The sequence below is a fragment of the Pedobacter sp. MC2016-24 genome, from assembly GCF_015223055.1.
GTDB lineage: Bacteria > Bacteroidota > Bacteroidia > Sphingobacteriales > Sphingobacteriaceae > Pedobacter.
Window position 1 is genome coordinate 264,797 of the sequence record NZ_JADFBX010000001.1, and the last position, 26,343, is coordinate 291,139.

At 40.0% G+C, this 26,343-nt stretch carries 22 protein-coding genes and 1 tRNA gene; 7 read left to right on the forward strand and 16 right to left on the reverse strand.

Annotated features, from left to right (window positions below; all coding sequences use genetic code 11):
• The first annotated feature begins 349 nt into the window (after positions 1-349).
• Both IM797_RS01295 and IM797_RS01300 read left to right on the forward strand, forming a co-directional pair.
• Positions 350-1,366 (forward strand): LacI family DNA-binding transcriptional regulator, encoded by a 1,017-nt coding sequence (locus IM797_RS01295; RefSeq protein ID WP_194125282.1) that lies wholly within the window; start codon positions 350-352, stop codon positions 1,364-1,366.
• An 84-nt stretch (positions 1,367-1,450) separates the two neighbouring features.
• Entirely contained in the window at positions 1,451-2,494 is a 1,044-nt protein-coding gene (locus IM797_RS01300; protein ID WP_194125283.1) for a phosphotransferase enzyme family protein, read from the forward strand.
• On the opposite strand, the gene IM797_RS01305 is transcribed toward IM797_RS01300, so the two are convergent.
• The 3 genes from IM797_RS01305 to IM797_RS01315 form a co-directional block, all read right to left on the reverse strand.
• Complete coding sequence (locus IM797_RS01305; protein WP_194125284.1) at positions 2,491-3,885, reverse strand: AcvB/VirJ family lysyl-phosphatidylglycerol hydrolase; 1,395 nt, start codon at positions 3,883-3,885, stop codon at positions 2,491-2,493. The two genes, IM797_RS01300 and IM797_RS01305, sit on opposite strands and share 4 nt — an antisense overlap.
• 134 nt (positions 3,886-4,019) lie before the next feature.
• Positions 4,020-5,645 carry an NADP-dependent glyceraldehyde-3-phosphate dehydrogenase gene (locus tag IM797_RS01310; RefSeq protein ID WP_194125285.1) on the reverse strand — a complete coding sequence of 542 codons (1,626 nt, stop codon included), beginning with the start codon at positions 5,643-5,645 and terminating at the stop codon, positions 4,020-4,022.
• A 31-nt stretch (positions 5,646-5,676) separates the two neighbouring features.
• Positions 5,677-7,116 carry an MFS transporter gene (locus IM797_RS01315; protein ID WP_194125286.1) on the reverse strand — a complete coding sequence of 480 codons (1,440 nt, stop codon included), beginning with the start codon at positions 7,114-7,116 and terminating at the stop codon, positions 5,677-5,679.
• 225 nt (positions 7,117-7,341) lie between these two features.
• On the opposite strand from IM797_RS01315, the gene IM797_RS01320 reads away from it, so the two are divergent.
• Positions 7,342-8,145: a DUF4350 domain-containing protein gene (locus tag IM797_RS01320; RefSeq protein WP_194125287.1), complete on the forward strand. Its 804-nt coding sequence runs from the start codon at positions 7,342-7,344 to the stop codon at positions 8,143-8,145.
• Positions 8,146-8,159: 14 nt separating this feature from the next.
• Here IM797_RS01320 and IM797_RS01325 read toward each other — a convergent pair whose 3' ends face one another.
• The 11 genes from IM797_RS01325 to IM797_RS01375 form a co-directional block, all read right to left on the reverse strand.
• The gene (locus IM797_RS01325) at positions 8,160-11,603 is read right to left on the reverse strand and encodes a pyruvate carboxylase (RefSeq protein WP_194125288.1); all 3,444 of its coding nucleotides are present in this window, start codon (positions 11,601-11,603) and stop codon (positions 8,160-8,162) included.
• 173 nt (positions 11,604-11,776) lie between these two features.
• Positions 11,777-12,631, reverse strand: coding sequence for a DUF4249 family protein (locus tag IM797_RS01330; protein WP_194125289.1), 855 nt, complete (start codon positions 12,629-12,631; stop codon positions 11,777-11,779).
• 1 nt (position 12,632) lies between these two features.
• The gene (locus tag IM797_RS01335) at positions 12,633-15,143 is read right to left on the reverse strand and encodes a TonB-dependent receptor (RefSeq protein ID WP_228098669.1); all 2,511 of its coding nucleotides are present in this window, start codon (positions 15,141-15,143) and stop codon (positions 12,633-12,635) included.
• A gap of 62 nt (positions 15,144-15,205) precedes the next feature.
• The gene (locus IM797_RS01340) at positions 15,206-16,183 is read right to left on the reverse strand and encodes a FecR family protein (protein WP_194125291.1); all 978 of its coding nucleotides are present in this window, start codon (positions 16,181-16,183) and stop codon (positions 15,206-15,208) included.
• A gap of 12 nt (positions 16,184-16,195) precedes the next feature.
• Complete coding sequence (locus IM797_RS01345; RefSeq protein WP_194125292.1) at positions 16,196-16,810, reverse strand: RNA polymerase sigma factor; 615 nt, start codon at positions 16,808-16,810, stop codon at positions 16,196-16,198.
• Positions 16,811-16,820: 10 nt separating this feature from the next.
• A complete protein-coding gene (locus IM797_RS01350) occupies positions 16,821-17,291 on the reverse strand; it encodes a hypothetical protein (RefSeq protein ID WP_194125293.1) in 471 nt (156 codons plus the stop codon).
• Positions 17,292-17,350: 59 nt separating this feature from the next.
• On the reverse strand, positions 17,351-18,373 hold the full coding sequence (locus IM797_RS01355; RefSeq protein ID WP_194125294.1) for a glycosyl transferase: 1,023 nt from the start codon (positions 18,371-18,373) through the stop codon (positions 17,351-17,353).
• Positions 18,374-18,501: 128 nt separating this feature from the next.
• The gene (gene fabV, locus IM797_RS01360) at positions 18,502-19,698 is read right to left on the reverse strand and encodes an enoyl-ACP reductase FabV (RefSeq protein ID WP_194125295.1); all 1,197 of its coding nucleotides are present in this window, start codon (positions 19,696-19,698) and stop codon (positions 18,502-18,504) included.
• 83 nt (positions 19,699-19,781) lie between these two features.
• Positions 19,782-20,165: a DUF3037 domain-containing protein gene (locus IM797_RS01365; protein ID WP_194125296.1), complete on the reverse strand. Its 384-nt coding sequence runs from the start codon at positions 20,163-20,165 to the stop codon at positions 19,782-19,784.
• Positions 20,143-20,934, reverse strand: a complete 792-nt coding sequence (locus IM797_RS01370; RefSeq protein ID WP_194125297.1) for a HipA family kinase — start codon at positions 20,932-20,934, stop codon at positions 20,143-20,145. The genes IM797_RS01365 and IM797_RS01370 overlap by 23 nt, the downstream gene beginning before the upstream one ends.
• A gap of 15 nt (positions 20,935-20,949) precedes the next feature.
• Positions 20,950-21,663 (reverse strand): uracil-DNA glycosylase family protein, encoded by a 714-nt coding sequence (locus IM797_RS01375; protein WP_194125298.1) that lies wholly within the window; start codon positions 21,661-21,663, stop codon positions 20,950-20,952.
• Positions 21,664-21,805: 142 nt separating this feature from the next.
• Here IM797_RS01375 and IM797_RS01380 point away from each other — a divergent pair, with 142 nt between their 5' ends.
• Complete coding sequence (locus IM797_RS01380) at positions 21,806-23,071, forward strand: prephenate dehydrogenase (protein WP_194125299.1); 1,266 nt, start codon at positions 21,806-21,808, stop codon at positions 23,069-23,071.
• 19 nt (positions 23,072-23,090) lie between these two features.
• Here the strand turns inward: IM797_RS01380 and IM797_RS01385 are convergent, their stop codons facing one another.
• The gene (locus tag IM797_RS01385; RefSeq protein WP_194125300.1) at positions 23,091-23,462 is read right to left on the reverse strand and encodes a DUF4440 domain-containing protein; all 372 of its coding nucleotides are present in this window, start codon (positions 23,460-23,462) and stop codon (positions 23,091-23,093) included.
• A gap of 149 nt (positions 23,463-23,611) precedes the next feature.
• Here IM797_RS01385 and IM797_RS01390 point away from each other — a divergent pair.
• The 3 genes from IM797_RS01390 to IM797_RS01400 all read left to right on the forward strand — a co-directional run bounded on the left by IM797_RS01390 (position 23,612) and on the right by IM797_RS01400 (position 25,168).
• Positions 23,612-23,682 (forward strand) — tRNA-Met (locus tag IM797_RS01390).
• Positions 23,683-23,878: 196 nt separating this feature from the next.
• Positions 23,879-24,322, forward strand: coding sequence for a MarR family winged helix-turn-helix transcriptional regulator (locus tag IM797_RS01395; RefSeq protein ID WP_228098670.1), 444 nt, complete (start codon positions 23,879-23,881; stop codon positions 24,320-24,322).
• Complete coding sequence (locus IM797_RS01400) at positions 24,323-25,168, forward strand: universal stress protein (RefSeq protein WP_194125301.1); 846 nt, start codon at positions 24,323-24,325, stop codon at positions 25,166-25,168.
• 27 nt (positions 25,169-25,195) lie between these two features.
• Here IM797_RS01400 and IM797_RS01405 read toward each other — a convergent pair whose 3' ends face one another.
• Entirely contained in the window at positions 25,196-26,311 is a 1,116-nt protein-coding gene (locus IM797_RS01405) for an AI-2E family transporter (RefSeq protein ID WP_194125302.1), read from the reverse strand.
• Positions 26,312-26,343 lie beyond the last annotated feature (32 nt).

Here is a 26,343-nt window from a genome sequence, read left to right on the forward strand (position 1 = left end):
ATGCTATTGAGCGGGTAATTAATCCACTTATATGTTTGTTTAAATCTTAATCCAAGTTATGCAACTAATGGGCTAAGCCGGTAAATTTAGCAGTACAAAAAACACGCAAACGTTTGATATGGAAAAAAATCACTAACCAATAGGCTGTGTGGCCAACTCATTGATCATTGTCATGAAATAGCAGCGCCCCGGTTGATGAATTCTTATTCACAATGCCGTAGTTGTGCCAAATCGGTAAAAACAAACGTTTGTGTAATTTTACGTACATTGTCGTGTAATTGCAATGCAAACCAGCGCTTTTATCAAAATAATTTAAGCTTCTTATTTTTTATTCCAATATTTGGCTGAAATGTCTGATAAACCAACCACCATAAAAGAACTGGCCAAAATCTTACAGATTTCGGTGTCAACTGTTTCACGTGCTTTAAATGACCATTCCAGTATTGGTGCGGCTACTAAGGCAAAAGTGAGAAAACTTGCGGATGAACTTAATTATGAACCGAATCAAAGGGCCATACAGTTCCTCAACGGTAAATCATTTGTCATTGGTGTCATACTACCTGAACTTTCTGAATCTTTTTTCTCGGCAGCAATTACGGGAATAGAAGATCTGGCATACAAAAAAAACTATACTGTTCTTCTGGCACAGTCGCACGATGATGCAGAACGTGAAAAATTGCTGGTGGAAAAGATGAAAACGCAAAGAGTAGATGGCTTACTGGTATCCGTTTCGAAAACAACAAGTACCTACGAACATTTTGAGGTATTCAGAAAATTGAATATTCCTGTTGTTTTCTTCGACAGAATACCTCCGGTTAAGGACATCCATTACGTAGCCTCGAATTTGGAAACAGGAACTTACGAAGCCGTGAATTTTCTGTTGAAAAAAGGGCATCGTGCCATTGGAATGATCAATGGGCCGACAACCTTGGTGGCCAGTAATGAACGAAAAGAAGGTTATATCAGGGCCTTAACTGCGAACAGATTGAAGTTTGACCCTTCTCTGGTTACCAGTTGTGATTTATCAGAACAGGGAACGATTCATGCCATGGATACCATGCTCAATCACAAAAGAAAGCCCACAGCCATTGTGACTTTTAATGATTATGTGGCTTTGTTTGCGATGAAATATGCGGCCTCACTCCAACTGCATGATCTCGATTTTGTAAGCTATGCAAACCTGCCAATCATCCATTATACCAATTATTCACCCATTGCATCGGTTGAGCAGTTTCCTTACAAACAAGGGAAAAAAGCAGCAGAAATTCTAATTGATCTCATCAACCGACCAAACAACGATACGGTTGAACATGCTTACTTTAACATTGTAATTGCTTCCCAGTTGGTAATCAACAAAACGGACTAATGCTGCGCAAACGTTTGCACAATAAAGTTTAATGCATTTGAACACTTATTTTGATATGTTTGAATATAACCAAGAAACAAAACTATGTTCGATCATATCTTAGCCCTTTATGGTATCAACCAACAAAGTAGTTCAATTCAGCCTTTTGGCGATGGACTGATCAACCACACCTGGAAAATAGCAACTGCGGGGGCCAATTTTATTTTGCAAAAAGTAAATAGCGATGTGTTTAAAACACCGGAAGAAATTGATGAGAATTTATTATTGCTGAAACAATTCCTGAGCAAGTATCATCCTGATTATTTATTCGTTGCACCAGTTCGTTCATCATCGGGATTATCATTGATCCATGATGCTTCCGGATATTTCAGGTTGTTTCCTTTCATAGAAGGCTCGGCTGCTGTAAATGTCGTTACCAAAAAAGAAGAGGCATACGAAGCTGCAAAGCAATTTGGAAAGTTCAGCAGACTTTTAGCTGATTTTGAGGCGAGTAAATTGAATATAACCATTCCCGATTTTCACAATCTTGCCCTTAGGTATACGCAGTTTGAGTATGCCTGTGCGCAGGCTGAGCCTGAGCGACTGCAAGCTGCTCGGGAGAGTATTGATTTCATCACAGCGCATCGGGATATTGTAGAAACCTATAAACAACTGGTTAAGGATCCCAACATCCATTTGCGTGTGATTCACCATGACACCAAGATCAGTAATATTTTGTTTGATGCCAATCAAGAGGGTTTGTGTGTGATTGACCTGGATACGGTAATGCCTGGTTATTTCATCAGCGACGTTGGAGATATGATGCGGACATACCTGAGTGCGGCAAGTGAAGAAGAAACGGATCTCAGTAAGGTTAGCGTTAGGAAAGACTTCTTTGATGCCATCCGCCAGGGATATATGGAGGAAATGGATTCGGTGCTTTCCGAAGCTGAAAAAGAATATTTCAATTATTCGGGCGAGTTTATCATTTACATGCAAGCCATCAGATTTCTAACAGATTTCCTTCAAAAAGATATTTACTACGGAGCAAAGTATCCAGATCACAACATCAACCGGGCTAAAAACCAGATTGCCTTGTTGAAAGGTTACCTGGCGATAAAGACCGAAGTGAATAATGAACAGCTCTAGTTTTTATTCCTATCGGTTATTGCTAACAATATCGCTTTAGAGATGCCTGTATAATCTTCATTGTAGTGATGGCTTCCCGCCAGTGTTTTAACCTTTATTCCATTGGCTATAAACTTATTCCGGATATCAGCATCCTCCTCAACGCCAAAAAAACAAATGGGACGTTCGGGGTTATCCTTTTTCAGCTCTGCAATTACATTATACTGCTCATCTTCCCCGCCGAGATCAAGCATATCTGCGATATGGATTTCAAAATCGGCGAATTCATCTGGCGACAGTGATATGACACCTGCCAAGTTGGATTTTAACTTTTCCGGAATTCTGCTTGCAATAAATGGAACAACGGATGCGCCAAAAGAATAGCCTGCTAACACGAATTTTTGTTTGGCAAATTGCATGCTGTATTGCTGTATAACCTTAAGCACATCCGTTGTGGTCGCATTTGGTGTTCTTGCGTTCCAAAAATACTTTTGCGCGTCGAGTCCGATAACGGTAAGTCCATTGGAAGCCAGTGCAGTGGCCAACGACTGATCAAAACTGGTCCAGCCACCGTCACCAGAAATCATAAACAGGAGTGGTAAATTATTTACAGCGGCAGACTGAACTACTGTTACTGGCATATTACTGACCATCTTTTGCGTTACAAATGATGATGTACCTGTAATTTTTCGATACGCCGCGTTAAATTTAGGCAGCCAGTTGTTTTGGGTTGAAAATCCATGGCCTACATTCTCCAACCTGATCAGCTCAGCCATGGGCATGCCTTTTAGATAGGCTGCAGTTGCAGCATAAGGGCAAGTTAGATCTTTGCTGCCGTTTAATACTATAAAAGGTGCCGTAAGTTTAGTGGTTTTTTCGAGGTAGTAAGAAATGTCTTTTTTTAGCATGTGCTGAGTCAATCCCGCGCCCTTACACAAAGGCTTTTTTAAATTGATATCAGGTGAGAAACCAAGTGCAATTGCCCCTTTAAAAGTATTTGCGGGTGCTTGGGCCAGAATCCCGTACACAAGTACAGCTCCATAAGAGTAGCCGATTAATACTGGTTTAAAATAATTAGAAAACTTATATTTCTTTTGAATAAACAAGCTTAATTCTTCAAAATCTGCAGCGGGGTAAAGACAAGCGCCAGACTTTTTGGAAAGTGAATAGCCATAATGTCTGGCATCAATTCCCAATACCAGCGCCCCCTGGCCGGCAATATCTTTTGCCATATTGAGTACACTACGATTCCAGCCGCCATCTCCCGATACAAATAGAGCAACCGAGGTTGGCACCCCTTCCGGATGATAGAGCATAATCTGACCGAACTGTTTGTAAGTCAGCGAATCAATGGTGATGGCAGAAGCCTTTAGTCCGGTAAAAAGAAGCAAAAACATCAAAAACCTTTTCATAGATTTAATTGTCGATCTGAATGATCACTATCAGCAAGATAAGATTTTTGAGCGTGGAAATCAGACAAAAAAAATGTTCTTCCATCAGATCTGATGAACAGAACGATGGAAGAACATTTTAGCAATGAATTAGATTAAAATAAATACTTAGTACTTAAAAAGTTAGAGCTATTGCTATCAACAATTTCATTAATTAAGTGTTTATTGTTGTCGTTCAGCTTTGTTGCAACTAAAGATCGGATGGAAAACGAGCGCAACGCATCTACAACTGACAGCGTTCCCTCTGCACTATCCTTTCTTCCTGTGAACGGAAAAACATCTGGTCCGCGTTGACATTGACAGTTGATGTTAACCCGGCTCACCTGGTTCACCAATGGATCAATCAGTTTCGCAATCTCCTCATCATCATTACTAAAGATACTCACCTGCTGCCCATGTGTAGAATCAATCAGGTATTGAATGGTCTCTTCCAGGTCATCAAAAGGAACAACCGGGATTACAGGGCCAAATTGCTCTTCTTCATACAGCTTCATGTTTTTGTTTACGGGGTAGACAATTGCAGGATAAACAAATGACTCGCAGGTTTCACCCCCATTGTCATTGATTACTTTTGCACCCAAGGCCAGGGCATCGTCAATACAAGCTTTTAAATACGCAGGCTTTTGAGGTTCCGGTAGCGGTGTTAACGCTACTCCTTCTTCCCATGGCATACCGAACTTAAGCTTAGCAACGGCTTCTGATAAGTCTTTTAAAAATACATCAGCCAGACTACGATGAATGAAAATAATTTTTAATGCGGTACATCTTTGTCCGTTAAAAGACAAAGAACCGAGTACCGTTTCCTGCACCGCAAGCTTCAAATCTGCTTTTGCCGTAATGATCGCCGCATTTTTAGCGTCCAACCCAAGTATTGCTCTTAACCGGTTCACCTTTGGGTGTAACTTTTTAAGTTCGTTCGCAACTTTACTTGAGCCGATTAAGGTAAGTACATTAATCTGCCCGGATTTCATCAGATCCGGAATGATTTTATTTCCACGTCCGTAAATCGTATTCACAACCCCTTTAGGAAAACAATCTCTAAAAGCTTCCAGCAAAGGATAATGCAATAAGGTACCATGCTTTGGCGGTTTGAATAACAAAGTATTGCCCATAATCAGGGCAGGAATCAAAGTCGTAAACGTCTCATTTAATGGGTAATTAAATGGGCCCATGCAAAGTACAACTCCAAGTGGAGATCGTCTGATTTGTGCGACGATTCCCTGTTCTATACTGAATTTCGATGACTGTCTGTCCAGATCTTTTAAAGCATCAATTGTCGCATAAATGTATTCGACAGTGCGATCAAATTCTTTAACAGAATCGGCATAAGATTTACCGATCTCCCACATCAGCAATTTAACAACAGTTGCCTTCTTTTCAATGATTTTGTGCGTAAAACGCTCTACACATTGGATTCGATCGGCAACACTCATCGTTGGCCATTCTCCTCGCCCATTGTTGTACGCTGCTACTGCTGCATCAAGTGCTTCACTAGCCTCCTTTTCACTGCACAATGGATAAGTTCCGATGACCTTTCGTTTTAAACCGTTCTCGGTCCGTATGCAAATAGGCGATAATACTTCATGCACCTCCCCATTCCAGGGCCGCATTTCTCCATTGCTCAGGTACTCCCTTTGGTGTACCTCTTCTGCTAACTTAAATTCTTGAGGAATATGGTTCTCTTCCACAAAAATCGCATTAAGCTGATCTTTTAAAAACATTTAGGTAATATTAGTTTGATTGAAATTTAGATTAAAGGTCTGTAATCGGTTTATAAGTAGGCACCAAAGTTTTCATGATACTCCAGCCGATTAAATAACAAATGGCGCAAATGGAGAAAATGATGAAATATCCGGCTTCCTCACCTTTAAAGCCCATAAATACCATCTGATTCTGGCCTGCATAATCAAATAATACACCGGAACTTTTATTGATAATGAATGAGCCTATACCTCCGGCCATACCACCAATACCTGTAATTGTAGCAATTGCCTTTTTAGGAAACATATCCCCAACCGTAGAAAAAATATTTGCTGACCAGGCCTGGTGAGCTGCACCGGCTATACCGATAATGATGACAGGGATCCAATAGGTAATGTGGCCCAGAGGTTGTGCCGCCAAGGCAAGCAGTGGAAAAAATGCAAAGATCAACATGGATTTCATACGGCCTGCATAAGGATTCATGCCCTTTTTCTCCACAAAATAAGTCGGTAACCAACCTCCGATAATCGATAGTAAGGTTATGGTATAGAGTACAAATAATGGCAAAGCACTTTGTGTCGAATCCATATGATAAACAGAGCTTAAATATGCCGGTGTCCAGAAAAGGAAGAACCACCACACGCCGTCGGTCATAAATTTACCCAAAGCAAATGCCCAGGTTTGTTTGTACTTAAAGCAATCCGTGAAAGACACTTTAGTAGTAGACTCTTCCACATAGTCAACCAGTTTCCGGTCTGCGATAATATCTTGCTGTATGTAAGCCAGCTCAGCTGCATTTACCTTAGGATGTAATTCAGGTTTTTTATACATAAATACCCAAAATCCCATCCATACAAAACCCAATGCTCCGATAATGATAAATGACATCTCCCAACCATAAGCTTCTGCGATAAAAGGAATGGTGATCGGCGCAGCTAATGCGCCTACAGTAGCACCTGCATTAAAGATACTTGTAGAAAAGGCCCGGTCTTTTTTAGGGAAATATTCGGCAGTAGCTTTAATTGCAGCCGGAAAGTTCCCGGCTTCACCCACTGCCAATACAAAACGGGCAAAAATGAATAAGGTAACACTCACATTGATGATCATACCTGTGTTACTCACCGTGGCGATGACCTCTTTTGCACCCTCAAATCCTACAAACCAATTGCCTGTAAGAATACCAGCTGTGGCGATTCCACAAAATGCATGGATTACAGCGCCAATTGACCATACGCCAATTGCCCATAAAAAGCCTTTTTTTGTATCCAGACGATCAACAAGGCGACCAGCAAAAAGCATGGATACCGCATAAAAAATAGAAAATAGTGCTGTAATGTTGCCATAATCATTATTTGTCCAGTGAAACTCCGGAGCGATAAATTCCTTCCAGGTTAGCGAAAGCACTTGTCGGTCCATATAATTGATTGTGGTTGCAAAAAATAACATGGCGCATATGGTCCACCTGTACTTTCCAATTTTTTGTTGGTTCATTATATCTGGTTTATTTTAATTTGTGTATTACTATGTTTACTCGTTGTGCTTATGGGACGAAACCCACTCAGGCCATAAATATATGTAATTTACCCGAAAGGCAATTCTACATAATTATCATAAGTAAAAACAATCTTGACCTGAAATTATTTACGCAAACGTTATCGTTGGTAACATTTATAGGATGTGCACACCGGAAAGCAAAATTATTATATAAATTTAGCTATGCTATTCAAACATTCAATATCGAGGGGCGTTATTTTGAGCGCGGTGTGCTGGGCTGGAAGTTTTTCCATGTCGCTGGCACAGGAAAAGACGGTTTTACTTGATTATCATTTTAATCATGAAGTAAAGAAAGATAAATCTGGAAACGAGATCAGATTTCATTATACCTGGGAAGATCAGACCTTAAACGGTTTTTCCATGCTGGGAGATATTTTTAAGAAGGCAGGTTTTCAAACCAAAAGCTTAGACGCGGCGCCTACCGAGGCAAATTTGAAAGGAAATGATGTTTATATCATTGTTGACCCCGACAATACCAAAGAAAGTCCCACACCAAATCTGATCAACCCGGAGCATATTAAAGCCATTACGAACTGGGTTAAAGCTGGTGGAGTACTTGTTATTTTTGCCAATGACAGTACAAACACCAATCTGGTACAACTCAATGAGCTGATGAAGAAATTTGGCATCAACTTTACCAACAAAAGCAGGAATATGGTAAAAGATGGAAAACTTCAAATTGGGGAAGTACATATACCTGCAGGAAATGACGTATTCCCGACTTCAAAAATATTTTATCTGAAAGAAATTTCTGTCCTTTCCGTAAAGTCACCTGCAAAAGCGCTGATCACTGAGCAAAACGATGTGATTATGGCCACTGCAAAATATGGTAAAGGAACAGTTTTCGCTGTTGGGGATCCATGGTTATACAATGAGTATGTAGATGGAACCAGGATTCCGAAAGAATATGAAAATTACAATGGCGCTGTAGAATTGGTAAACTGGCTGAAAAGGCAAATACCTTAACAGCCAGTTTGTTTTTATCCATTCAGTTCTAAAACCAAATCATCTGTGTTGACCATCGTTCCGGCAGTAAGTGTGATTGATTTCACTGTACCATCCGCAATCGCAGAAATATTTGATTCCATTTTCATTGCTTCGATCATGAATAAAGGCTGATTCTTTTTTATCGGATCGCCTGGCTTCACAAAGATCTTAGACAACATACCTTGTAAGGGCGATCCGATATGAACAGGATTGCCCTTATCAATTTTACGGTTCTCCAATTTCACAACCTTGATGGATTTGTCCTGAATTTCAATATTACGCGTTTGACCATTCAATTTAAAAAAGACAGTACGCATTCCTTTATCGTCAGCGGGACCTATAGAAAGTAAACGAACCAATAAAGTCTTCCCTTTGGCAATTTCAATCGTTGTTTCTTCACCAGGTTTCATTCCATAGAAGAAAAATGGGGTTGGAATTACGGAAACATCCCCATACAACCTGAATATACGAATGGCCTCGGCCGTTACTTTAGGATAGAACTTATACGCAAGATACATCGTATAGCTCAGGTCATCTCCAAATTCAGTTTTGAAAAGCTCATATTCCTCTTCCAGGTGCAATGGCGCTAAATGCTTATTTGGCCGGTCGGTAAAAGGCGTCTTACCTTTGAGTAAAATCTGTTGAAGCTTTTCCGGAAAACCACCTTCCGGCTGTCCAATCTCCCCCATGAAAAATGAAACCACAGATTCGGGGAAGGACAATTGTTCGCCACGCTCAAAAACGTCGGCCGGAGTGATGTCGTTTGCCACCATAAACTGCGCCATATCCCCCACCACTTTAGAACTCGGGGTCACTTTGACGATATCACCAAATAAATCATTTACATCCGCATAACGCTCCTTAATTAACTCAAACTTATCTCCAAGTCCCAAAGCAATAGCTTGTGGCTTCAGATTGGAATATTGCCCCCCGGGAATCTCATGCTCAAACACTTCTGCTGAACTTGCTTTTAAACCAGATTCAAACGGGTAATAATATTCCCTAACGGCCTCCCAATAATTCGAGTACGCATTCAAAGATTTGATATCATATGGATTTTCGCGCTCATGAAAACGCATCATTTCTACAATGGCATTGAAGTTAGGTTGTGCAGTTGTGCCCGACAAAGCCCCTAATGCACAATCAATCACGTCCACACCAGCTTCAATGGCCATTAAATATGTAGCCGGCTGTAAAGATGAGGTATCATGCGTATGTAAATGAATGGGTATCTTAACCGTATCTTTTAAAGCCTCAATTAATACTTTAGCTGCATATGGCTTTAGCAAGCCTGACATATCCTTAACACCAAGGATATGGCTCCCTGCATTTTCAAGGTCTTTAGCCAAGCGTAAATAATAGTCCAGACTGTATTTTGTACGTTTAGGATCTAGAATATCGCCAGTATAGCAGAGTGAACCTTCAGCAATACCGCCTGTTCGTTTCCTAACCATGTCGATGCATGGGGTGATATTTTCCATCCAATTTAAGGAATCGAAGATCCGGAAAATATCAACTCCCTTTTCCCAGCTTTTCTCTACAAATGACTCAATTAAATTATCCGGATAAGCTGCGTAACCCACGCCATTACAGCCTCTGATTAGCATCTGAATTAAAATGTTTGGCATTGCAGCACGTAATTTTTCCAGTCGTCTCCATGGATCTTCATGTAAAAATCGCAGACAAACGTCAAAGGTTGCTCCTCCCCAGGCCTCCATACTAAAAGTTTGTGGATGATGTTTAGCAAAACCTTCGGCCACTTTAAGCATGTCATAAGTACGCATCCTTGTAGCCAACAGGGATTGGTGGGCATCTCTGAATGTGGTGTCGGTGTAGTGGATCTTTTTCTCTGCTTTAAGCCATTTAGAGAAACCATCAGGACCAAGTTCTGTCAGTAAATCTTTAGTGCCTTTGGCATAGCCCATTTGATGATCTATAGCAGGCACGACTGGCTTATCGAATTTTTTAGTCTCATCAACCTGACGCACATCGGGGTTTCCATTCACTGATACTTCCCCCAGATAGGTTAAGATCCGGGTTCCCCTATCGAGTCTTTTTTTGGATTCAAAAAGTTCAGGATGCTCCTGGATGAAATTGACTGTTGCTTTTCCTTTTACAAAAGTCGGGTGATTGATCAGGTTTTCCAGGAACTGAACATTATTTTTAACACCACGGATCCGAAATTCCCGCAATGCCCGGTTCATTTTTCTGGCAGCATCTTCAAGCGTTGCACCACTGGTACTTACTTTAACCAGCATGGAATCAAAGAAGGGGCTAATTTTCATTCCCGGATAGGTACTTCCTTCATCCAGTCTGATCCCGAAGCCTGTTGCATTGCGATAGGTAATTAAAGTTCCGTAATCCGGTTTAAAGTCATTTCCAGGATCCTCTGTCGTGATGCGGCATTGCATGGCAAAGCCATTGCAATGGATAGCGGCCTGATTTTTAATGCCGATCTCCTGATCTGCCAGGTGATAACCGTCGGCAATAAACAACTGGGTTTTAATCAAATCAATCCCAGTAATCATCTCGGTCACCGTATGTTCTACCTGAATTCTCGGATTTACTTCTATAAAATAGATGTTCTCCTGCTCGTCGATCAGGAATTCAACAGTACCCACATTATTATATCTGACCGCCTTTGCTATTGACGTGGCATAGTGATAAAGCTGGTCTTTCGTGTTTTGACTTAAATTTAAAGAAGGTGCAACCTCCACGACTTTTTGAAAGCGACGTTGTACAGAGCAGTCCCTTTCAAAGAGATGCACAACTTCACCGAAATTATCGGCTACAATCTGAACCTCAATATGCCTTGGCCTGTTGATGAACTTTTCCAAAAAAACGGTATCGTCGCCAAAAGCATTTTTTGCTTCACTTCTGGCTTCAGAGAAACCCTTTTCCAATTGCTCATTGTCATTCACAATTCGCATTCCTCTGCCACCACCACCAGAAGCGGCCTTAATCATCAAGGGATAACCGATTCTTTGCGCTTCTGACAAAGCTTTGTCCAGGGTATCCAGATCAACTTCATTGCTTTCAATAATCGGCAAACCCGCTGTCTTTGCCACGGTTTTTGCGGTAACTTTATCTCCCAGAGAACGCATGACATCGGGTCTTGGTCCGATAAAGATAATTCCGTGATTTGCACATTGGGTAGCAAATTCTTCATTCTCAGAAAGGAATCCATAACCAGGGTGGATCGCATCTGCGCCACTGTATTTGGCAGTTTCGATCAGTGCCCTGATGTCCAGGTAAGGTTTTAACGGTTCATTGTCTGCTCCGATCTGATAGGCTTCATCAGCTTTATATCGGTGTAATGAATACCGGTCTTCATACGTATAAACTGCAACAGTCTGAATATCGAGTTCGCTGCAGGCACGTTCAATACGAATGGCAATTTCGCCACGATTGGCAATTAGTACTTTCTTAATCTTCATAGTTCGGGGTTAAACTTTGGCTAAAATATTACATTATAGCGAAACCATAACTATGAAAACACATTTATTATCAGGCCGTTAAAGTGTATTTTTTACACCAACACCCCCATAAAAACGCAGATAAACTGGCCTCAAACAGCTTTTTGGCGGTATAGTTTTTTAACGATAAATATTTACAATAATTCTTTCGCCCTATAGCTACTTAGAACCACATCCATTGCGTGAAAATAACCCTGAGCATTTCCGGATACATTACCTTTGGCATTGACCGGCACCCCAGAAAAAAGTCCGCTCCAGTCTGTCTCCATAAATACCGCATATAAGTACTTTGCATACGCATCAGAAAGTGACATTTTGTAGATGATGACCAAATCCGTTTGCCTGATCGTAAAATCCCGTTTTAAGTTATTTAACGGATACAGGGAATTTGGAGATCCAAGCAAGTGCGTATAACTGTAATAAGCCGATTGATCAAACTTACTTGGGCTCCATGGCGGTGGTGAACTGGTGGTTTTGAGATCCCGATAAGTAATGAACCATTTATTCGCATTGAGATAGCCAAATGTATGTTTAGGAATTGTAACCGTAACCGTACTATCCGTTGGGCTCTTAGTGGAAAGTGGTAAAAAGTCATCCACAATATTAACCACTTGCCTCAGGGTATCAACCGCGGTATAGACCACGTTATTGTATTTGATGGTCAATTTATAAGCCTCGTTATAATTTGGATCACCCTTGGTTACACCAACATATATACCCGGAGAACTTTCCCGGAATACAATATCTGCCCGCCCATCGTTAACAACAACAGAAGCCTTAGAGATGGGACTTGGTTCTGTTGCCGGATCTGTGGAAGGCTTTGTTAACCTGATGTATTGATTGTTGCCCAGGGTGTTTATTCCACCCTCCACAGTTAAATCATAAACCAGGCCAGGCTTCATGAAAGTATGATCTAAACTGGTTTTCTTACAAGCAAACAGACTTGTTGTCAAAATCAGCAATATCATATGATAGCAAACCTTCTTCATATCAAAACTTAAAACTATAAGCAACCCATGGGTATATTCCGAAAGCATATTCTATACTGGCGGTCCCCATGCCGGCAGAATTGAGATTGTAATATAAAGGATTTTTCCTATTGTACAAATTATAAATTCCGGCTGATACGAAGCTCGATAAAGCTCTTCTCTTAGTTAGCTTATTTTCAAAATGGTATTGTGCTGAAACATCGAGTCTGCTGAATTCCGGAAATCTGGATTGATTCCGTTTTTCGAAAATCGGAACATTGATCCCGTCATGCTGGTAATAACCTACGGGCAAAGTAAGCGGCCTGCCTGTGGAGTATATAAAAAAAGACTGTAAGGAAAGTCTATCGGTGACTTGAAATGAAGCAGACAATTTCAGCTCATGTGGAATGTCATAATTTGCGACAAATTCTTCGTTTGAATTCAGATCGGCTATCTTTTTATACACCCTGGAATAGCTATAAGCGAGTGTTCCGGATAAACGACCTTCTGTTCTGGTAATTTGGGCCTCCATACCGTAAGCCCTGGATCTTCCAAATCTAAGCTGGCTGCGTATTGCCGGGTTTTGGATAATTTGCGCATGACCAATCAGATCCATCTGATTGTATAATTTTTTATAATACCCGTTTAAAGAAAAAATGTACTTATCCGGAGTAAACGTATAACCCGCAGAAAAATAGTTTGCATACTGCGGCTTAATGGAAGTAGATGCCGGGATCCATGGCTCAAGTGATGAAAAAGCAAGTGTACTGTTCTGAACAAGCATCAAATATTGATAACTTCTGTTGTAGGTTAGAAACAGGCGTTGCCTGCTATCCGGTAAATAACTGATGTTAATCCTTGGTTCAGGATTAACGAAACTTTTTACATCCTCTTTTTCAATTCGATTTCCCTGCTGATCAAATACATTTTTCATTTGCTCAGCATTTACAAAAACACCTAGCCTAAGTCCGTAACTTAGCTCAAAATACTTATTCAAACGGAGTTCCTGGGCAAAATAAAGTGCAGATTCCAGCGATCGGTCTTTAGGAATATTAAACTCATCGGAGAGCGACTTGCTGGCTTCACCAGGACTAAACCGATGGTAAGTACCCACTATACCAAATTTAATCTGGTTTGTAGGGCTCCGGAAATAAGTATAATCAGCTTTCAGGGTCATATCTTTAACTCCGGTGTTCCATTGGCTCTTTTGCGACAAAGTATCCGCATTCAGGTCAAGCAAATTACTATAATCGCTATATATGGCTGATAAATTTAGAAAGACCCGCGAATTAAAAATATGATTCCAACGCAATGTAGAGGTTACATTTCCCCAATTGTTTGCGTAAGAGTTCTCAGACAGCAACCGATCCTTTCCATAATACACAGAATAAAATAAAGTATTGTCTTTATCCACTTTAAAATTTGCCTTGGCGTTAATGTCATAATAAACAGACTGCGGGTTAAAGAGTTTAAATTTGCTATGAAAAACATCCAGCAAACTGCGTCTGAATGCAACTACGTAAGATCCGCGTTCTTTCACGATCGGCCCTTCTACTGCCAGTCTGCCAGACATCAGACTAACCCCACCATTCACATGAAATTCTTTGCTATTTCCTTCTGTAGTTCGGTTTACGATAACTGATGAAAGTCGACCACCATAATTGGCAGGAATATAATCACGATAAACCTGAATGTTATTGACAACATCCGGATTAAAAACCGAAACCAGTCCGTAAAGATGAGAAGGATTGTAAACCACCGCCTCATCTAAAATAATCAAATTCTGATCGGCATTTCCACCTCTGATAAACAGGCCTGAACTACCCTCGGATAAAGCCTTGATGCCATTTTGCATCTGTAGCCGCTTTACCACATCAATTTCGCCGTTATAGTAAGTCGCACTATTCAGTTGTTTGGCATTCAAACTCTGAACATTAGATAAGATCGGGTTTGGAGCTATAGCCGATTGTTTAATTTCGACTTCCTGTAGCTTATTGGTTTTAAGAAAAAGTTCGATCTCTTCTTCCTTGTTTTCCGTCAGATTTAATTTCAATTTTTGCGCCTGGTACCCTAAGTTTGAGATGAGTACCTCGTATACTCCAGCAGGTATGGAAATGGAATAAAAACCATACTGGTTGGTGTTTACTCCCGCGTCAAGCTGGGGAATAGAGACTGTTGCACCGATGAGTTCCTCTCCATTATTGGCATCCCGAACGTGGCCGCTTATGGTCCATATTGAGCTCTTTTTCGGCGCAATCACAATGTCATTTCCAACAAGCTTATAGTGTAAGCCGGTACCAATCAAAAGCTTATCGATAATCGTTGAAAGCGGAGCTTTAACAAAGGTAAATGGTAAATTCCTTTTTGAACGAAGTTGATCCGAGTCAAAGGCGAAACTTAGCTTCGTCTTTAATTCCAACTTATGCAAACTGTTGATTAAAGAATCTGCGGCGATATTAATATTAACCAATTGATCCAATGGATTTTGAACCTGTGCATTTACCCGATTGTTACAAATCAGGCAGAAAAACAAAAAAAAAACAAACAGGTTAATACGGCTCATTGTGAAAGAAAAAGAAATCTAAGCTTCACATACTAATTGTCAGACAATATATAAGTATCTTTCAATTTAGTTGTTTTACACTGCAAAGATGCAGAAATTACGGCAAGAACACTATCCAAACTTTCATAATGTAAATTTGCCGTTAACTTCCTGTCATTTAAGCCTGCACCATCTATAGAAATCTTGGTTTGATAGACTTTTTCTAATTGATCAAGTACTTCTGGCAAAGGAGAATCTTTAAATTCGAATTTCTTGTCTAACCACGCTTTATAATTTGTTTCCGGATTATCAGCGGCGCGTAGTGTTTTGGTCTGTAGGTCGTATATCCCGATTTTACCTGCTACCAGCATAATTTCCTCACCTGAGTTTACATGTTTCATAGACACCTTTCCTTCCTCCACAATAACTTTAATGCTACCCGAGTTTTTTTGAAGGTTAAAACTTGTACCAATATCTCTGGCATCTACATCACCCAATACGACATGAAACTGCGGGCCGGCGTGTTTAATGACCTGTACAAAGGCTTCCCCATGCAACAGCTCAAGTCTCCTGTCCCGCTCAAAGTATCTTTTACTGTATTTTATGCTGGTTGCAGCATTCAAATTGACAATAGTACCATCCGGAAGCGTTACTGCTTTGGCATTTTCAGCAGTAGTGATCACCTGGTAATCCGGGTAAGCTAAGAAATAATAACCCAATGAACAAACCAGTAAAACAGATGCAGCAATGCTCAACCAGAGTTTTAAGCTTATGGTTGGTCTATCTTCAGAACGGCTTAACAATTTACTGTCCAGCGTATTCCAGGATGCATCGACATCGTAATCGCTTTCTTCGGATAATTTGTCCAAATTGATCTGAATACTCAGGAAATCCTGGTAAGTTTTCTCATTCTCAATAGATACGCTACGCCAGTGTTCAAGAATAAGTTTATCTTCAGGAGTAATTGTTTCATCCAGATCGTCGATGATCAGGGCGTAAATAATTTCCTCATTTGTTTCGAATTTTTCCATGGCATTCAGACTTTAACGTCCGTTTATAGTTAAGAGAATTAATAAAAATATGATAATAACTTGTTTTTGTATATCTAAGTGTGCTCTAATTTTTTGGAATCCATAGGTTAAATGATTTTTGACCGTTTTTATGGAAATGTCCATTTGATCTGCGATCTCCTGTTGTTTCAATTTGCCAAAACGACTTAAATACATCACCTGTTTACATTTTTCCGGCAATAGCGATAACGCTTCTTCCAGCTTTTTCAGTAATGCCTCCTCTTCTTCATTATCCTCAACACTAACCGCCTCTCCATCCTGTGAAGCCAGATAAGCAATTTGCTTTTCGGCCAAACTCTTTTCCTTTTTAAGGTAATTCAGAGAAGAATTGACAACGGACTTAAATAAATAGCTTTTCATTGAGTACTGAACATTTAACTTGTCGCCTTTATTCCATATGGTAATAAATACATCATGGACTATTTCTTCTGCTATTTGCATTTGGTTTACATATTGGTAAGCCAAAGCGAATAATTGTTTACAGTATTTTTTATAAAACGATTCGAAAACTTTTTTATCCTGTTTCCGAATGGCGTCCCATAGCTTTAAATCCTCCTCTGATCTTGAGTATATCGGTTGCTCATCCATATTAAAGCTGCTACTTTTGTTTTAATGTAAGTATACCAGATATCTCAGGGTTCATTGCTGATGTATTAACGGCGACAAACCATTGCCCTTTTAACAATGTTCGCTCCTGTAATGGGTTCAGTGTATAGGTTCCTGACAAAGCAGTCTTTGTACCGGCTAAATAAATCTCCTTTACAAGCGTCCCCACTGTTCCTTTCGCCCCGCTTCTCAAAGTAATTAACTGTGGAACAATATCCATATATTCCAACTTGTAACTTAATATTTTAGTCTCTTCGCTATATTCACCATGCAAGACGGCAGTTCCGGGAGAATTGGAATTTGTTCCTTTTTTATCAATTCTCGCAGTGACCACGTAACTTCTTACCGGAGGTTTTATCTTTGCGCTGTCTCCTGTCTCTTCTTTTTTACAAGACAAAACAAAAGCAAAAATTATAACCAGAGTTCCTATAAGTAAGTTCTTTTTAGTTTTTATAATCCCCATTTTTCTAAATCTTACCTGGGGACTAATTTACTATTTTAATTTTTTATTCTAATATCATTCTAGAACAGATTAAATGTGTTTAAAAAACTATAATTGAAAGAACGCGCTTTGTAGTAATTTTTATAAAAGCCTCTCAAATTAAAAAGTAAAGAACGGCCAATAACCTTTTTTACCCATTCAATATCATTTGTCACGGCATAAGTTTCTGTTTCTTGGTCTAACGCTTTAACCATAAACTCTGCTACTGAAAGTGCTTTAACATATGGACGGTAAATTGATTTTATGGTTTTGCTGGTTAGATGATAAACCTCCGGACTTAATTTATAACTGTTATTCAGTGAATATTTAAATCCATGGTAATGATAAAACACCAAATCAAAGTTTTTACCCGTTGCTAACTCTAAACCTTTAACATTTTTAGATTTCGTTTTAAAATCGTGCTGCTGCACATTCCATGGTGCAACGCCACCGCCCAGGTTAGCTAAAACATGAACGCAATTGAATCTTGTGGTCCAATCATCAAGATATTTCTGATCGCCAAATTTATTGTCCTCCATTCGATTGAAACACCATTCTAAACAAGCGTCAACCCACCAGTTCAGCACTTCCATTCCTTCTTTGGTATTTTTAAAAGTCATGAATTGTACACAGTAGATTCCGCTGGTTGCAGATTGGTCATAGCATGGCGTATAACGATGTTCTGTAATCAAAACAGACTTCTCTCCCATTTCCTTATAAAGTACTATTGGATCGCTGAAAAACAACAGGTCTGCATCCACATAAGTACAGTGATCCAGATGATAAGTTTCCAGACAGTATTTTATTGTTGATGAAGAGCATGTCCAGCAATATTCTGCAGCGGTACGGTCTCCTTTAACAGCCAGCAAATCTTTATTCTCAAACTGAGATAAACTAATCACGGTGGCATTGGCTAAATTCAGTTTAGACAAAACATCGAAACAGTTGGTGTCAAAAGCAAATATGTACAAATGAAAATCAGCACACTGCTCCTCTAAAGAGTTATACATGGCTAAGCCACGGGACAAATAATTGGAATTAAATAAGGTGCAAAATTGAAGCATAGTATGACGGTTTAGATCAATTATGCCCTTAAGACAACGCTTTATAAAAAAGGTCCTAGAAGTTTTTCCGATTATTTATCAAAAAAACTTCCAGGACCGATCAAAGAACTGAAAAATAAGTGTTTAAATTAAGAAACCAATCCTGATATCTCTACCATTTCATTGGTGTCTTTGGTATAATCTACGCCAGGAACATCAAAACCAAACAAGTTTAAGAAGTCTGTCTTGTATCCGGCTAAATCTCCGATTAAAGGTAAGGTTTCAGCAGTTGCTTCTGTCCACAGCGAGGCCACCTGGGTTTGAACGGCAGGATCCATTTCCAAATCATCTACACGTATGCGACCCTTCTCATCTACCGGAACTGCGGCGCCAGTAAATAATCTTTCTGAAAAAAGACGTTGTATCTGTTCGATACAACCTTCATGAGTACCGTTTGCTTTCATAATTTTGTATAATAATGAAATGTATAGCGGTATCACAGGAATAGCGGAACTGGCTTGTGTCACAAGTGCTTTATTGACAGATACAAACGCTTTACCATGGATATCCTTTAGTTTATCAGCTATGGTAAATGCTGTGGCCTCTAAATGATCTTTAGCGCGACCAATAGTTCCTTTTCTGTAAACAGGCTCGGTTACGGCCGGTCCGATGTATGAATAAGCGACTGTAGTTGCTCCTTCAGCCAGTAATCCTTCGGCTTTCAAAGCATCCATCCACATCTCCCAGTCTTCGCCACCCATTACCGCAATGGTATTTTCTATTTCTTCTTCAGTAGCCGGGTTAATTGAAACCTCAGAAACGATACCGGTATGGAAGTCAACTGTTTTATTGCTAAAAACTTCAGTACCAATAGGCTTTAATGTTGAGCTGTGTACAACGCCAGTTTTAGGGTGCACACGCTTTGGAGATGCTAAACTGTAAATTACCAGGTCAATCTGACCAAGATCAGCTTTAATCAAAGCTAGTGTCTTTTGTTTGATTTCATCAGAAAAGGCGTCGCCGTTAATGCTTTTGGCATATAAACCTGCTGAATGAGCCTGTTCTTCAAATGCAGCTGTATTATACCATCCTGGCGAAGCTGTTTTACCAGGTGCCGGTGGTTTTTCAAAGTATACACCAATAGTTGATGCTTCCGAGCCAAAAGCACTGGTAATTCTGGATGCCAAACCAAAACCTGTTGAAGCACCAATTACAAGTACCTTTTTAGGTCCGGCTATTACACCTTTTGATTTAATATAATTGATTTGATTGATTACATTTTGTTTGCATCCTTCCGGATGAGCTGTAAGGCAGATAAACCCACGCATTCTAGGCTCTATGATCATAATTAGTTTTTATTTTGGCCAGCAAAGTAACCATTGTTTTAATAAATTATCAAAATTCTTTGTGTTTATTTAAGAAGGCCGTTTTAAAGCACCATCTGTTCGTACAATTTAAGTAACTCTACTTCAGCATCTTCACAGAAACCGGCATGTGCCCTTGAGGTTTGCAAAACAGTACTACGGGTAGCTGTCAACCATCTGAAACGCGATGCCGCATCATACTGCCCGATCGTTCCTGAATCCGGACCAGCCTGACAAATTCTGATAAAGGACTGAAGATTCTGCTCCAACTCTACCAAGTCCAGATCTCCGCAAAAAGCTTTAAGACGATGCTCAATTAATATAAAACGTGCACCTAAAAACTTTTGCCTGGCGCAATATACAATCACACCAACATTGACAAACTCTTCACGCTCTACCCTTGGAACAACGCGAATGGTAGCATACTCAAATAAGTGTTTCTCTGGCATCCTGAGCAGCTTTTACAAAAATTTCCGAATTGGCTAACCTTGTTTCAAGGAAGTAAAGATAAGCTTGTCTGTGTTCAGTAACAGATTCAAAATTGCGCTCCTCACACAACCACTCATCCGGGATTAAATCAAGTACATTACGAATCAGTTCTTTGTTGAGCAAGGCCCTAAAAAACTGATCTGCTTCTTCTAGTTTAGTAGCCGCAGGCAACAACACATGATCTTTGACCAAGGCAAAAGGGCGTAAAGCCTGTTCCTCCCAATTTTGCCAGGAATGGTGAAAATATAGCGAAGCACCATGATCAATCAGCCAAAGCTCTTTATGCCACATCAGCATATTGGTATTTCTGGCGGTACGGTCCATATTGGTCAGCCAGCAATCCATCCATACAATTTTGGAAGCCTCTAAAGGATCGACGGTCGTGACAAGCGGATCAAAAGTTATCGCCCCTGAAAGGTAATGCAGCGCCAGGTTTAAGCCTTCACTAGCCCTAAGTAAATCCTGAATTTCTTCGTCAGGCTCGATACGTCCAAACGCCTCATCCAGGTTCGCGAATACAATTTCCGGAATCTTTAATCCGGCTGCCCGGGCAATTTCTCCACCAATAATTTCAGCGATCAAAGCCCTTACCCCTTGCCCGGCACCTCTAAACTTGAGCACATATAAAAAGCCATCGTCAGCTTCTGCAATCGCCGGCATAGATCCACCTTCCCTTAAAGGTGTTACATAGCGCGTTACATTAACTGTTCTTAACGTTAGTTTATCCATCTATTCCTACTTTAATCAGGCGATCTCGTTAAAAGCCTTTAAATATTCGTCAACAAATGTACTTTTCATTTTTGACTTGTACTGCATGATGTATCTTGGATGAGGCAAAGCAATGATTCTTCTAAAGAATTTCTTTTCTGCGTTAAGCTTTCTTAAAAACTGCTCGTTTTTACCCTGTCCGAAACAATAAACGATATCCGTTTCAAAGCCAAGCTTAATTTGCTTTTCCATTTCTTTAACAATAAAAGGGTACGCTGCAGCCAGCAATTCTTTATTGTCATAGTAATTGTAATTCTTTTCTTTACCACTATCGCCAGCGATGGTGAAACCTAAGGGGCAAACCGAGCTGATGTAAAATTTATCATAAAACAGTTCCGGCCCACCATAAGCGGTAATCATCTCATAAATAAATTCTGAAGAGGGTTCATGTGTTAACTTACCATTAAAAGGAATCCCGCAATATTCCATCAATCTTTTTGGATCAGTGAAAGAAATGCCGGTCACTCCGGAGCCAAAGCGTCCCGGGTTTATTCCCAAAATCAGGTGACGCTTGCCATGATCGTTGTAATACTTTCTATAAAACTGATCAGATACCTGAACGGCAGTTTCGCTTTCCTGGTATGGATTCATGATCCTGATCCCATGCGGCAAATCGCCATCAAAATTTAGATGGTGATTAAAATCGATGATACGATCTGCAAAGGTAGGTTTCCGTATTTTAGCTGACATGTAATAATGAATTGCATCAAATTTATTGGGACAAGTAAAGATAACAAAAAGTGTGGCTGGTATAGAGCCTGACATGCCATGTTGGTGAACTTATATTGGAAAAAAACGTTGCAGAAACAATATATAATGAGTTATTTGCAGCATGAATATTGGAATAATCGGACTTGGCGACATGGGAAAGCTGTATGCAAAATCATTTGCAAAGGCAGGATATGCTGTTTTTGGTGCAGATCTACCGCACCTGTATGAGCCATTGGCCGCAGAGCTAACCCCATTTGGGATTTCGGTAATGCAGGATGGAAAAGAAGTTTCCAGAAAGTGTGACATCATCTTCTACAACGTAGAGGCCGAAAAAATAGCTGAAGTAGTAGGCCTGTATGCTTCCTCGACAAAATATGGTGCTATCGTAGCCGGGCAAACTTCTGTAAAACACCCTGAAATTCTTGCCTTTGAAAAGTATTTGCCCTCAGATGTACACATCATCACCTGTCACTCCTTGCATGGACCAGCATTTCAAACTGAAGGACAAAAATTAATTGTGATCCCGCATCGCTGCACAGATGAAGCTTACCAGCGTATGATGGACGTTTTAAGTACACTCAAATCAGAGCTGATTGAAATAGGTGATTATCACATGCACGACCAAATTGTGGCCGATACGCAGGCTGTAACCCATGTTGGTTTTGAAAGCATGGGAACTGCATGGGGAAATGCTGGATTTTACCCCTGGGAAAATGCATCCTATATCGGTGGAATTGACAATGTCAAAATATTAACAACACTGAGGATCTTCAGTTATAAAGCACATATCTACGGAGGTCTGGCCATTTTAAATCCCTATGCAAGACAGCAAGTTAAATGCTATGCACAATCCGAATCAACCTTATTTAAAATGATGATTATGGAACGTGCCGATGATTTCCGCCAGCAGTTGTATGCTGCAAAGAAATTTATTTTTGATCAGGATGGAGATCACAGTCCTTTATTGCTTGATGATAGCGTGATGCGGGAATTTTCTTTATCCGCACATGCAGAGAGCCGTAAACCCAATTCTCACCTCAGTTTACTAAGCATGGCCTATTCCTGGTATAAACTGCAGATCAACCCCTACCATAACCTCATCTGTCAAACACCACCATTCCGATTGAGATTGGGGATTGTCGAATATCTGTTTCAAAACGAGGAGCTTTTTGAGGAATCTATCGAAACAGCGCTTTACGATAAATCGATCCGGTCGGACGACCTCGAATTCCATTCATCTGTACAAGAATGGGCCACAATAATAGGCTGTGGCGATATCAATGGCTACAAAGCCTTATTCGAAAAAACCAGTCACTTTTTTGGCGACAGATTGGAACATGCCAGAACTTACAGTACTGAAATGATCAGAAGATTAAAGATTGACTAGCTAAAAGGCTGGTCAGCCTTTAATCCAGGGAGACAAAAAGTTCGGACTGGGTTTTCCAAACGCCATTTATTTTACGCCACATGGCCGCATATTTGCCCCTTGAGCTTTGCGTAGTGTAATGCCAGATTCCGGTTTCCCAGGCAAGATCCCCAGCTTCCCCAACAATAATTTCAGTGGCTAAGCGCTCAAACTTTGGTGCATCGCGCTTAAACATTTCCTTCCAGATCTTTAAAAGGTTGGTTTTACCTGCATATTGTCCCCCTTCACCAGAAATCACAACAATATCGTCCATCCAATAACTGGCCACTCCAGCTACGTTGCCATTTGCAATTGACGTATTTGAATCCTTACGAGCTGCCCTAATGGTTAATTCTTCCTGTTTATAGTCCATGATGTTGGTTATTTTTCAGTTACAAAATTTGTAGGTGCTAAAAATATTTTAGCTCTTTTAAAACGAAGCAAAACTAGGAAAAACATATTCAAAATAAATACTACCATTTTAGTATACTTTATTTATATTTGTCACAGTTTAGAAAATACAGTCATGTGGCCGAGTGGTTAAGCATAGGTTTCATAAACCTGTAACGGCGGTTCGAATCCGTCCTTGACGTCAGATTGTTAGCTCATTGCAATCTAACCTGGCTTCTGTTTGTGCTCAGAAGCCATCTCGTTTAATTTATATTTGGTTTTAAAGGCTATCTGGATGGATAGCCTTTAATGATTTTGAAATTGGCATGACTAAAATCATTTCAAATAGTTAAATACTATACTATCTAATCTTTAACTTTACCATACTAAACTCAACTTATGAAGAATATGAGTAATGCAGAATTGGCATTGGGACTTGGACGAGCTGTGATTGAAATGAGAAGTAAAACCCGTCAATACATCCAGGCTAAGATTAAAGAACATCGATTGAACATCACCTATGAGATGTTAGAGGTTTTGATCTGTTTATGGGAAAAAGATGGTAGAAATCAACAGGAAATTGCAGACAAAATTATCAAAGAAAAGGCAAGTATGACTTACCTCATCGACAACCTCGTCAAGCGGCATTTGGTAAAGCGAACGGAGGATGAAAATGACCGTCGAAACAAATTAATTTACCTGATGCCGGGTGGCATAGCACTTCAAGATAAAATGCTTCCATGGGCCACAGAAATGTATACCCTAGCTGCCTCCGGTTTAACCTCAAAATCAATCCTTGAGGCTACCATTTTAATTAAACAAATGACAAAAAACCTAAATTAAATGAAAACAATTCTTATACCTACAGACTTTTCTGATCCGGCCAACAATGCAGTCAACTACGCAGTAGATTTAAGTAACCACCAGGACATTGATCAACTCATCCTGTTTTCACAATTCTATGTTTCTTTATTTGAGCACATGTACCCCTCTGCTGATTTGATTCAGCCAAGCGACAATGAGATCATGGAAAAAAAACAAGAAATCATCAGTAAGCTGGAGCAACTCAAAGCTAACGTGATAAGCCGGCTTAAACCTGGCATCAATGTTAAAATTGTACTGTTAGAGTCTTCATTATTCAGGGCAGTACTCAACATGATTGAAAAAGAAAAACCTGATGTTTTATTTATTGGGAGTAACAACTACGAGGGCGAAGAGAGTTTTATTGGCACGCACATGATCGAAATTGCGAAAATAAGCCCCGTCCCCGTAATGATTATCCCTCCGGCAACAGTGTATGAACCCATAAAGAATGCATTGATTGCCTGTGATTTCAAAACGTTAAATCATGTCAGTTTGTTAGAGCGATTACATAAAATAAAACATTGGCCACACCCAAAGCTGGCCCTTCTAAACGTAGACCCGGGTAAAAAGCATTTAAAACCTGAACATCCCGCACTGGAAATCAAAGGTATTATCCAGGAACTGCTCCAGGGTTATCAATATGAAATCCATTACGCTGATGATGAAGATATATTGCAAGGTGTACTCAACTTTGCAGATCAGAATCAGCAGCAGATGATTATCGCATTACCGGGTGTTCATAGCTTTTTATATCATTTAACCCATCAAAGCATTACAGAAGGATTATCAAAAGATGCCAATAAACCCGTGCTGATTCTTAAATAAAAACACGGGTGCCAGGTTTCGGCAGTCTTACTCAGTCCCTTTAACTGTAGGGACTGTTTTTTTCCTCCTGAATGATGAAAAGGTCATCGGACTTTTAGAAGGCCTTTCATCTCCCAGCAGTACTCCCCATTGCTTAAACATCTCTGTTCTGTCGAAAATAACCTTAAGAACCGCAATGACTGGCATAGAAAGAAACATGCCCGAGACCCCGGCTATGCTACCCCCGATGACAACGCCTAAAATTGCAAAAAGTGCGTTGATTTTCACTTTGGAGCCTACAATTCTTGGCATTAGTATATTGTTATCCAGGAATTGAACAACGGCAATGACAATAAGTACGGTAAGAACCGGCCACAATTCTGTTGAGGATGTTAACGTCAACATTACGCCTATGATATTTCCAATCAGTGCGCCTACATATGGGATCAGGTTCAAGATGGCAAAAATCACCCCAATCAGTAACGCGTGTTTAATGCCGACCAGTAATAAAATTCCGCCCAACAAAATGGTCATATAGGTAACTTGAATCAACAAACCAACCAGATAATTTTTAATGATCGATTCAGTTTCATAAATGGCCTCCTTTACCTTTGGATGGTGATCTGGTTTAAACCACATGAATATAAACCGCAACAAAATATCTTTGTAGAACAACATCAGGTAAATATAAATGGGCAACAGGCCAACAAATACAAATACTGAACTTAACGTTACAGCGGCACCACTGGCTGCTTTCCCAGCCATACCCAGTATATCATCACTTTTCTCATTGATAAATTTCACCTGTTCTGTAGTTGAAAAATTGCTGATGTTGCCAATCCAACTGCTCAATGCATTCAAATGAGAACTTACATTTTTCTTAATCGAGGGAAAGTCACTGACCAATTCAGCTACCTGGGCAGAAAAAAACCAAACAATCAATCCGATAAAAACAGCAAGAAGCAAAATAGGAAGAACAATGGCTGCAATTTCCGGGAATTTATATTTCCTCAGAAACCTAAAGACAGGCAGCAATACAATACTGATAAAGAACGCCATCAATACGGGCATAATGATGTTGTGTCCAATAACTAAAATGGCTCCAATAAGTACAATTCCAAGCAATTCAATTGCCCGTTTAACGGTAAGCGGCATGTCTTTCATTCGTAATTTGTTTGTTTTTCAAGAGGTAAACA

Bases quoted from the DNA above. Each gene is read 5' to 3' on its own strand.
- IM797_RS01325 (WP_194125288.1), bottom strand. From the start codon at position 11,603: ATGAAGATTAAGAAAGTACTAATTGCCAATCGTGGCGAAATTGCCATT.
- IM797_RS01330 (WP_194125289.1), bottom strand. From the start codon at position 12,631: ATGAAGAAGGTTTGCTATCATATGATATTGCTGATTTTGACAACAAGT.
- IM797_RS01350 (WP_194125293.1), bottom strand. From the start codon at position 17,291: ATGGGGATTATAAAAACTAAAAAGAACTTACTTATAGGAACTCTGGTT.
- IM797_RS01315 (WP_194125286.1), bottom strand. From the start codon at position 7,116: ATGAACCAACAAAAAATTGGAAAGTACAGGTGGACCATATGCGCCATG.
- IM797_RS01345 (WP_194125292.1), bottom strand. From the start codon at position 16,810: ATGGATGAGCAACCGATATACTCAAGATCAGAGGAGGATTTAAAGCTA.
- IM797_RS01370 (WP_194125297.1), bottom strand. From the start codon at position 20,934: ATGGATAAACTAACGTTAAGAACAGTTAATGTAACGCGCTATGTAACA.
- IM797_RS01405 (WP_194125302.1), bottom strand. From the start codon at position 26,311: ATGAAAGACATGCCGCTTACCGTTAAACGGGCAATTGAATTGCTTGGA.
- fabV (WP_194125295.1), bottom strand. From the start codon at position 19,698: ATGATCATAGAGCCTAGAATGCGTGGGTTTATCTGCCTTACAGCTCAT.
- IM797_RS01340 (WP_194125291.1), bottom strand. From the start codon at position 16,183: ATGGAAAAATTCGAAACAAATGAGGAAATTATTTACGCCCTGATCATC.
- IM797_RS01380 (WP_194125299.1), top strand. From the start codon at position 21,806: ATGAATATTGGAATAATCGGACTTGGCGACATGGGAAAGCTGTATGCA.
- IM797_RS01295 (WP_194125282.1), top strand. From the start codon at position 350: ATGTCTGATAAACCAACCACCATAAAAGAACTGGCCAAAATCTTACAG.
- IM797_RS01375 (WP_194125298.1), bottom strand. From the start codon at position 21,663: ATGTCAGCTAAAATACGGAAACCTACCTTTGCAGATCGTATCATCGAT.
- IM797_RS01305 (WP_194125284.1), bottom strand. From the start codon at position 3,885: ATGAAAAGGTTTTTGATGTTTTTGCTTCTTTTTACCGGACTAAAGGCT.
- IM797_RS01320 (WP_194125287.1), top strand. From the start codon at position 7,342: ATGCTATTCAAACATTCAATATCGAGGGGCGTTATTTTGAGCGCGGTG.
- IM797_RS01400 (WP_194125301.1), top strand. From the start codon at position 24,323: ATGAAAACAATTCTTATACCTACAGACTTTTCTGATCCGGCCAACAAT.
- IM797_RS01300 (WP_194125283.1), top strand. From the start codon at position 1,451: ATGTTCGATCATATCTTAGCCCTTTATGGTATCAACCAACAAAGTAGT.
- IM797_RS01310 (WP_194125285.1), bottom strand. From the start codon at position 5,645: ATGTTTTTAAAAGATCAGCTTAATGCGATTTTTGTGGAAGAGAACCAT.
- IM797_RS01395 (WP_228098670.1), top strand. From the start codon at position 23,879: ATGAAGAATATGAGTAATGCAGAATTGGCATTGGGACTTGGACGAGCT.
- IM797_RS01355 (WP_194125294.1), bottom strand. From the start codon at position 18,373: ATGCTTCAATTTTGCACCTTATTTAATTCCAATTATTTGTCCCGTGGC.
- IM797_RS01365 (WP_194125296.1), bottom strand. From the start codon at position 20,165: ATGCCAGAGAAACACTTATTTGAGTATGCTACCATTCGCGTTGTTCCA.
- IM797_RS01385 (WP_194125300.1), bottom strand. From the start codon at position 23,462: ATGGACTATAAACAGGAAGAATTAACCATTAGGGCAGCTCGTAAGGAT.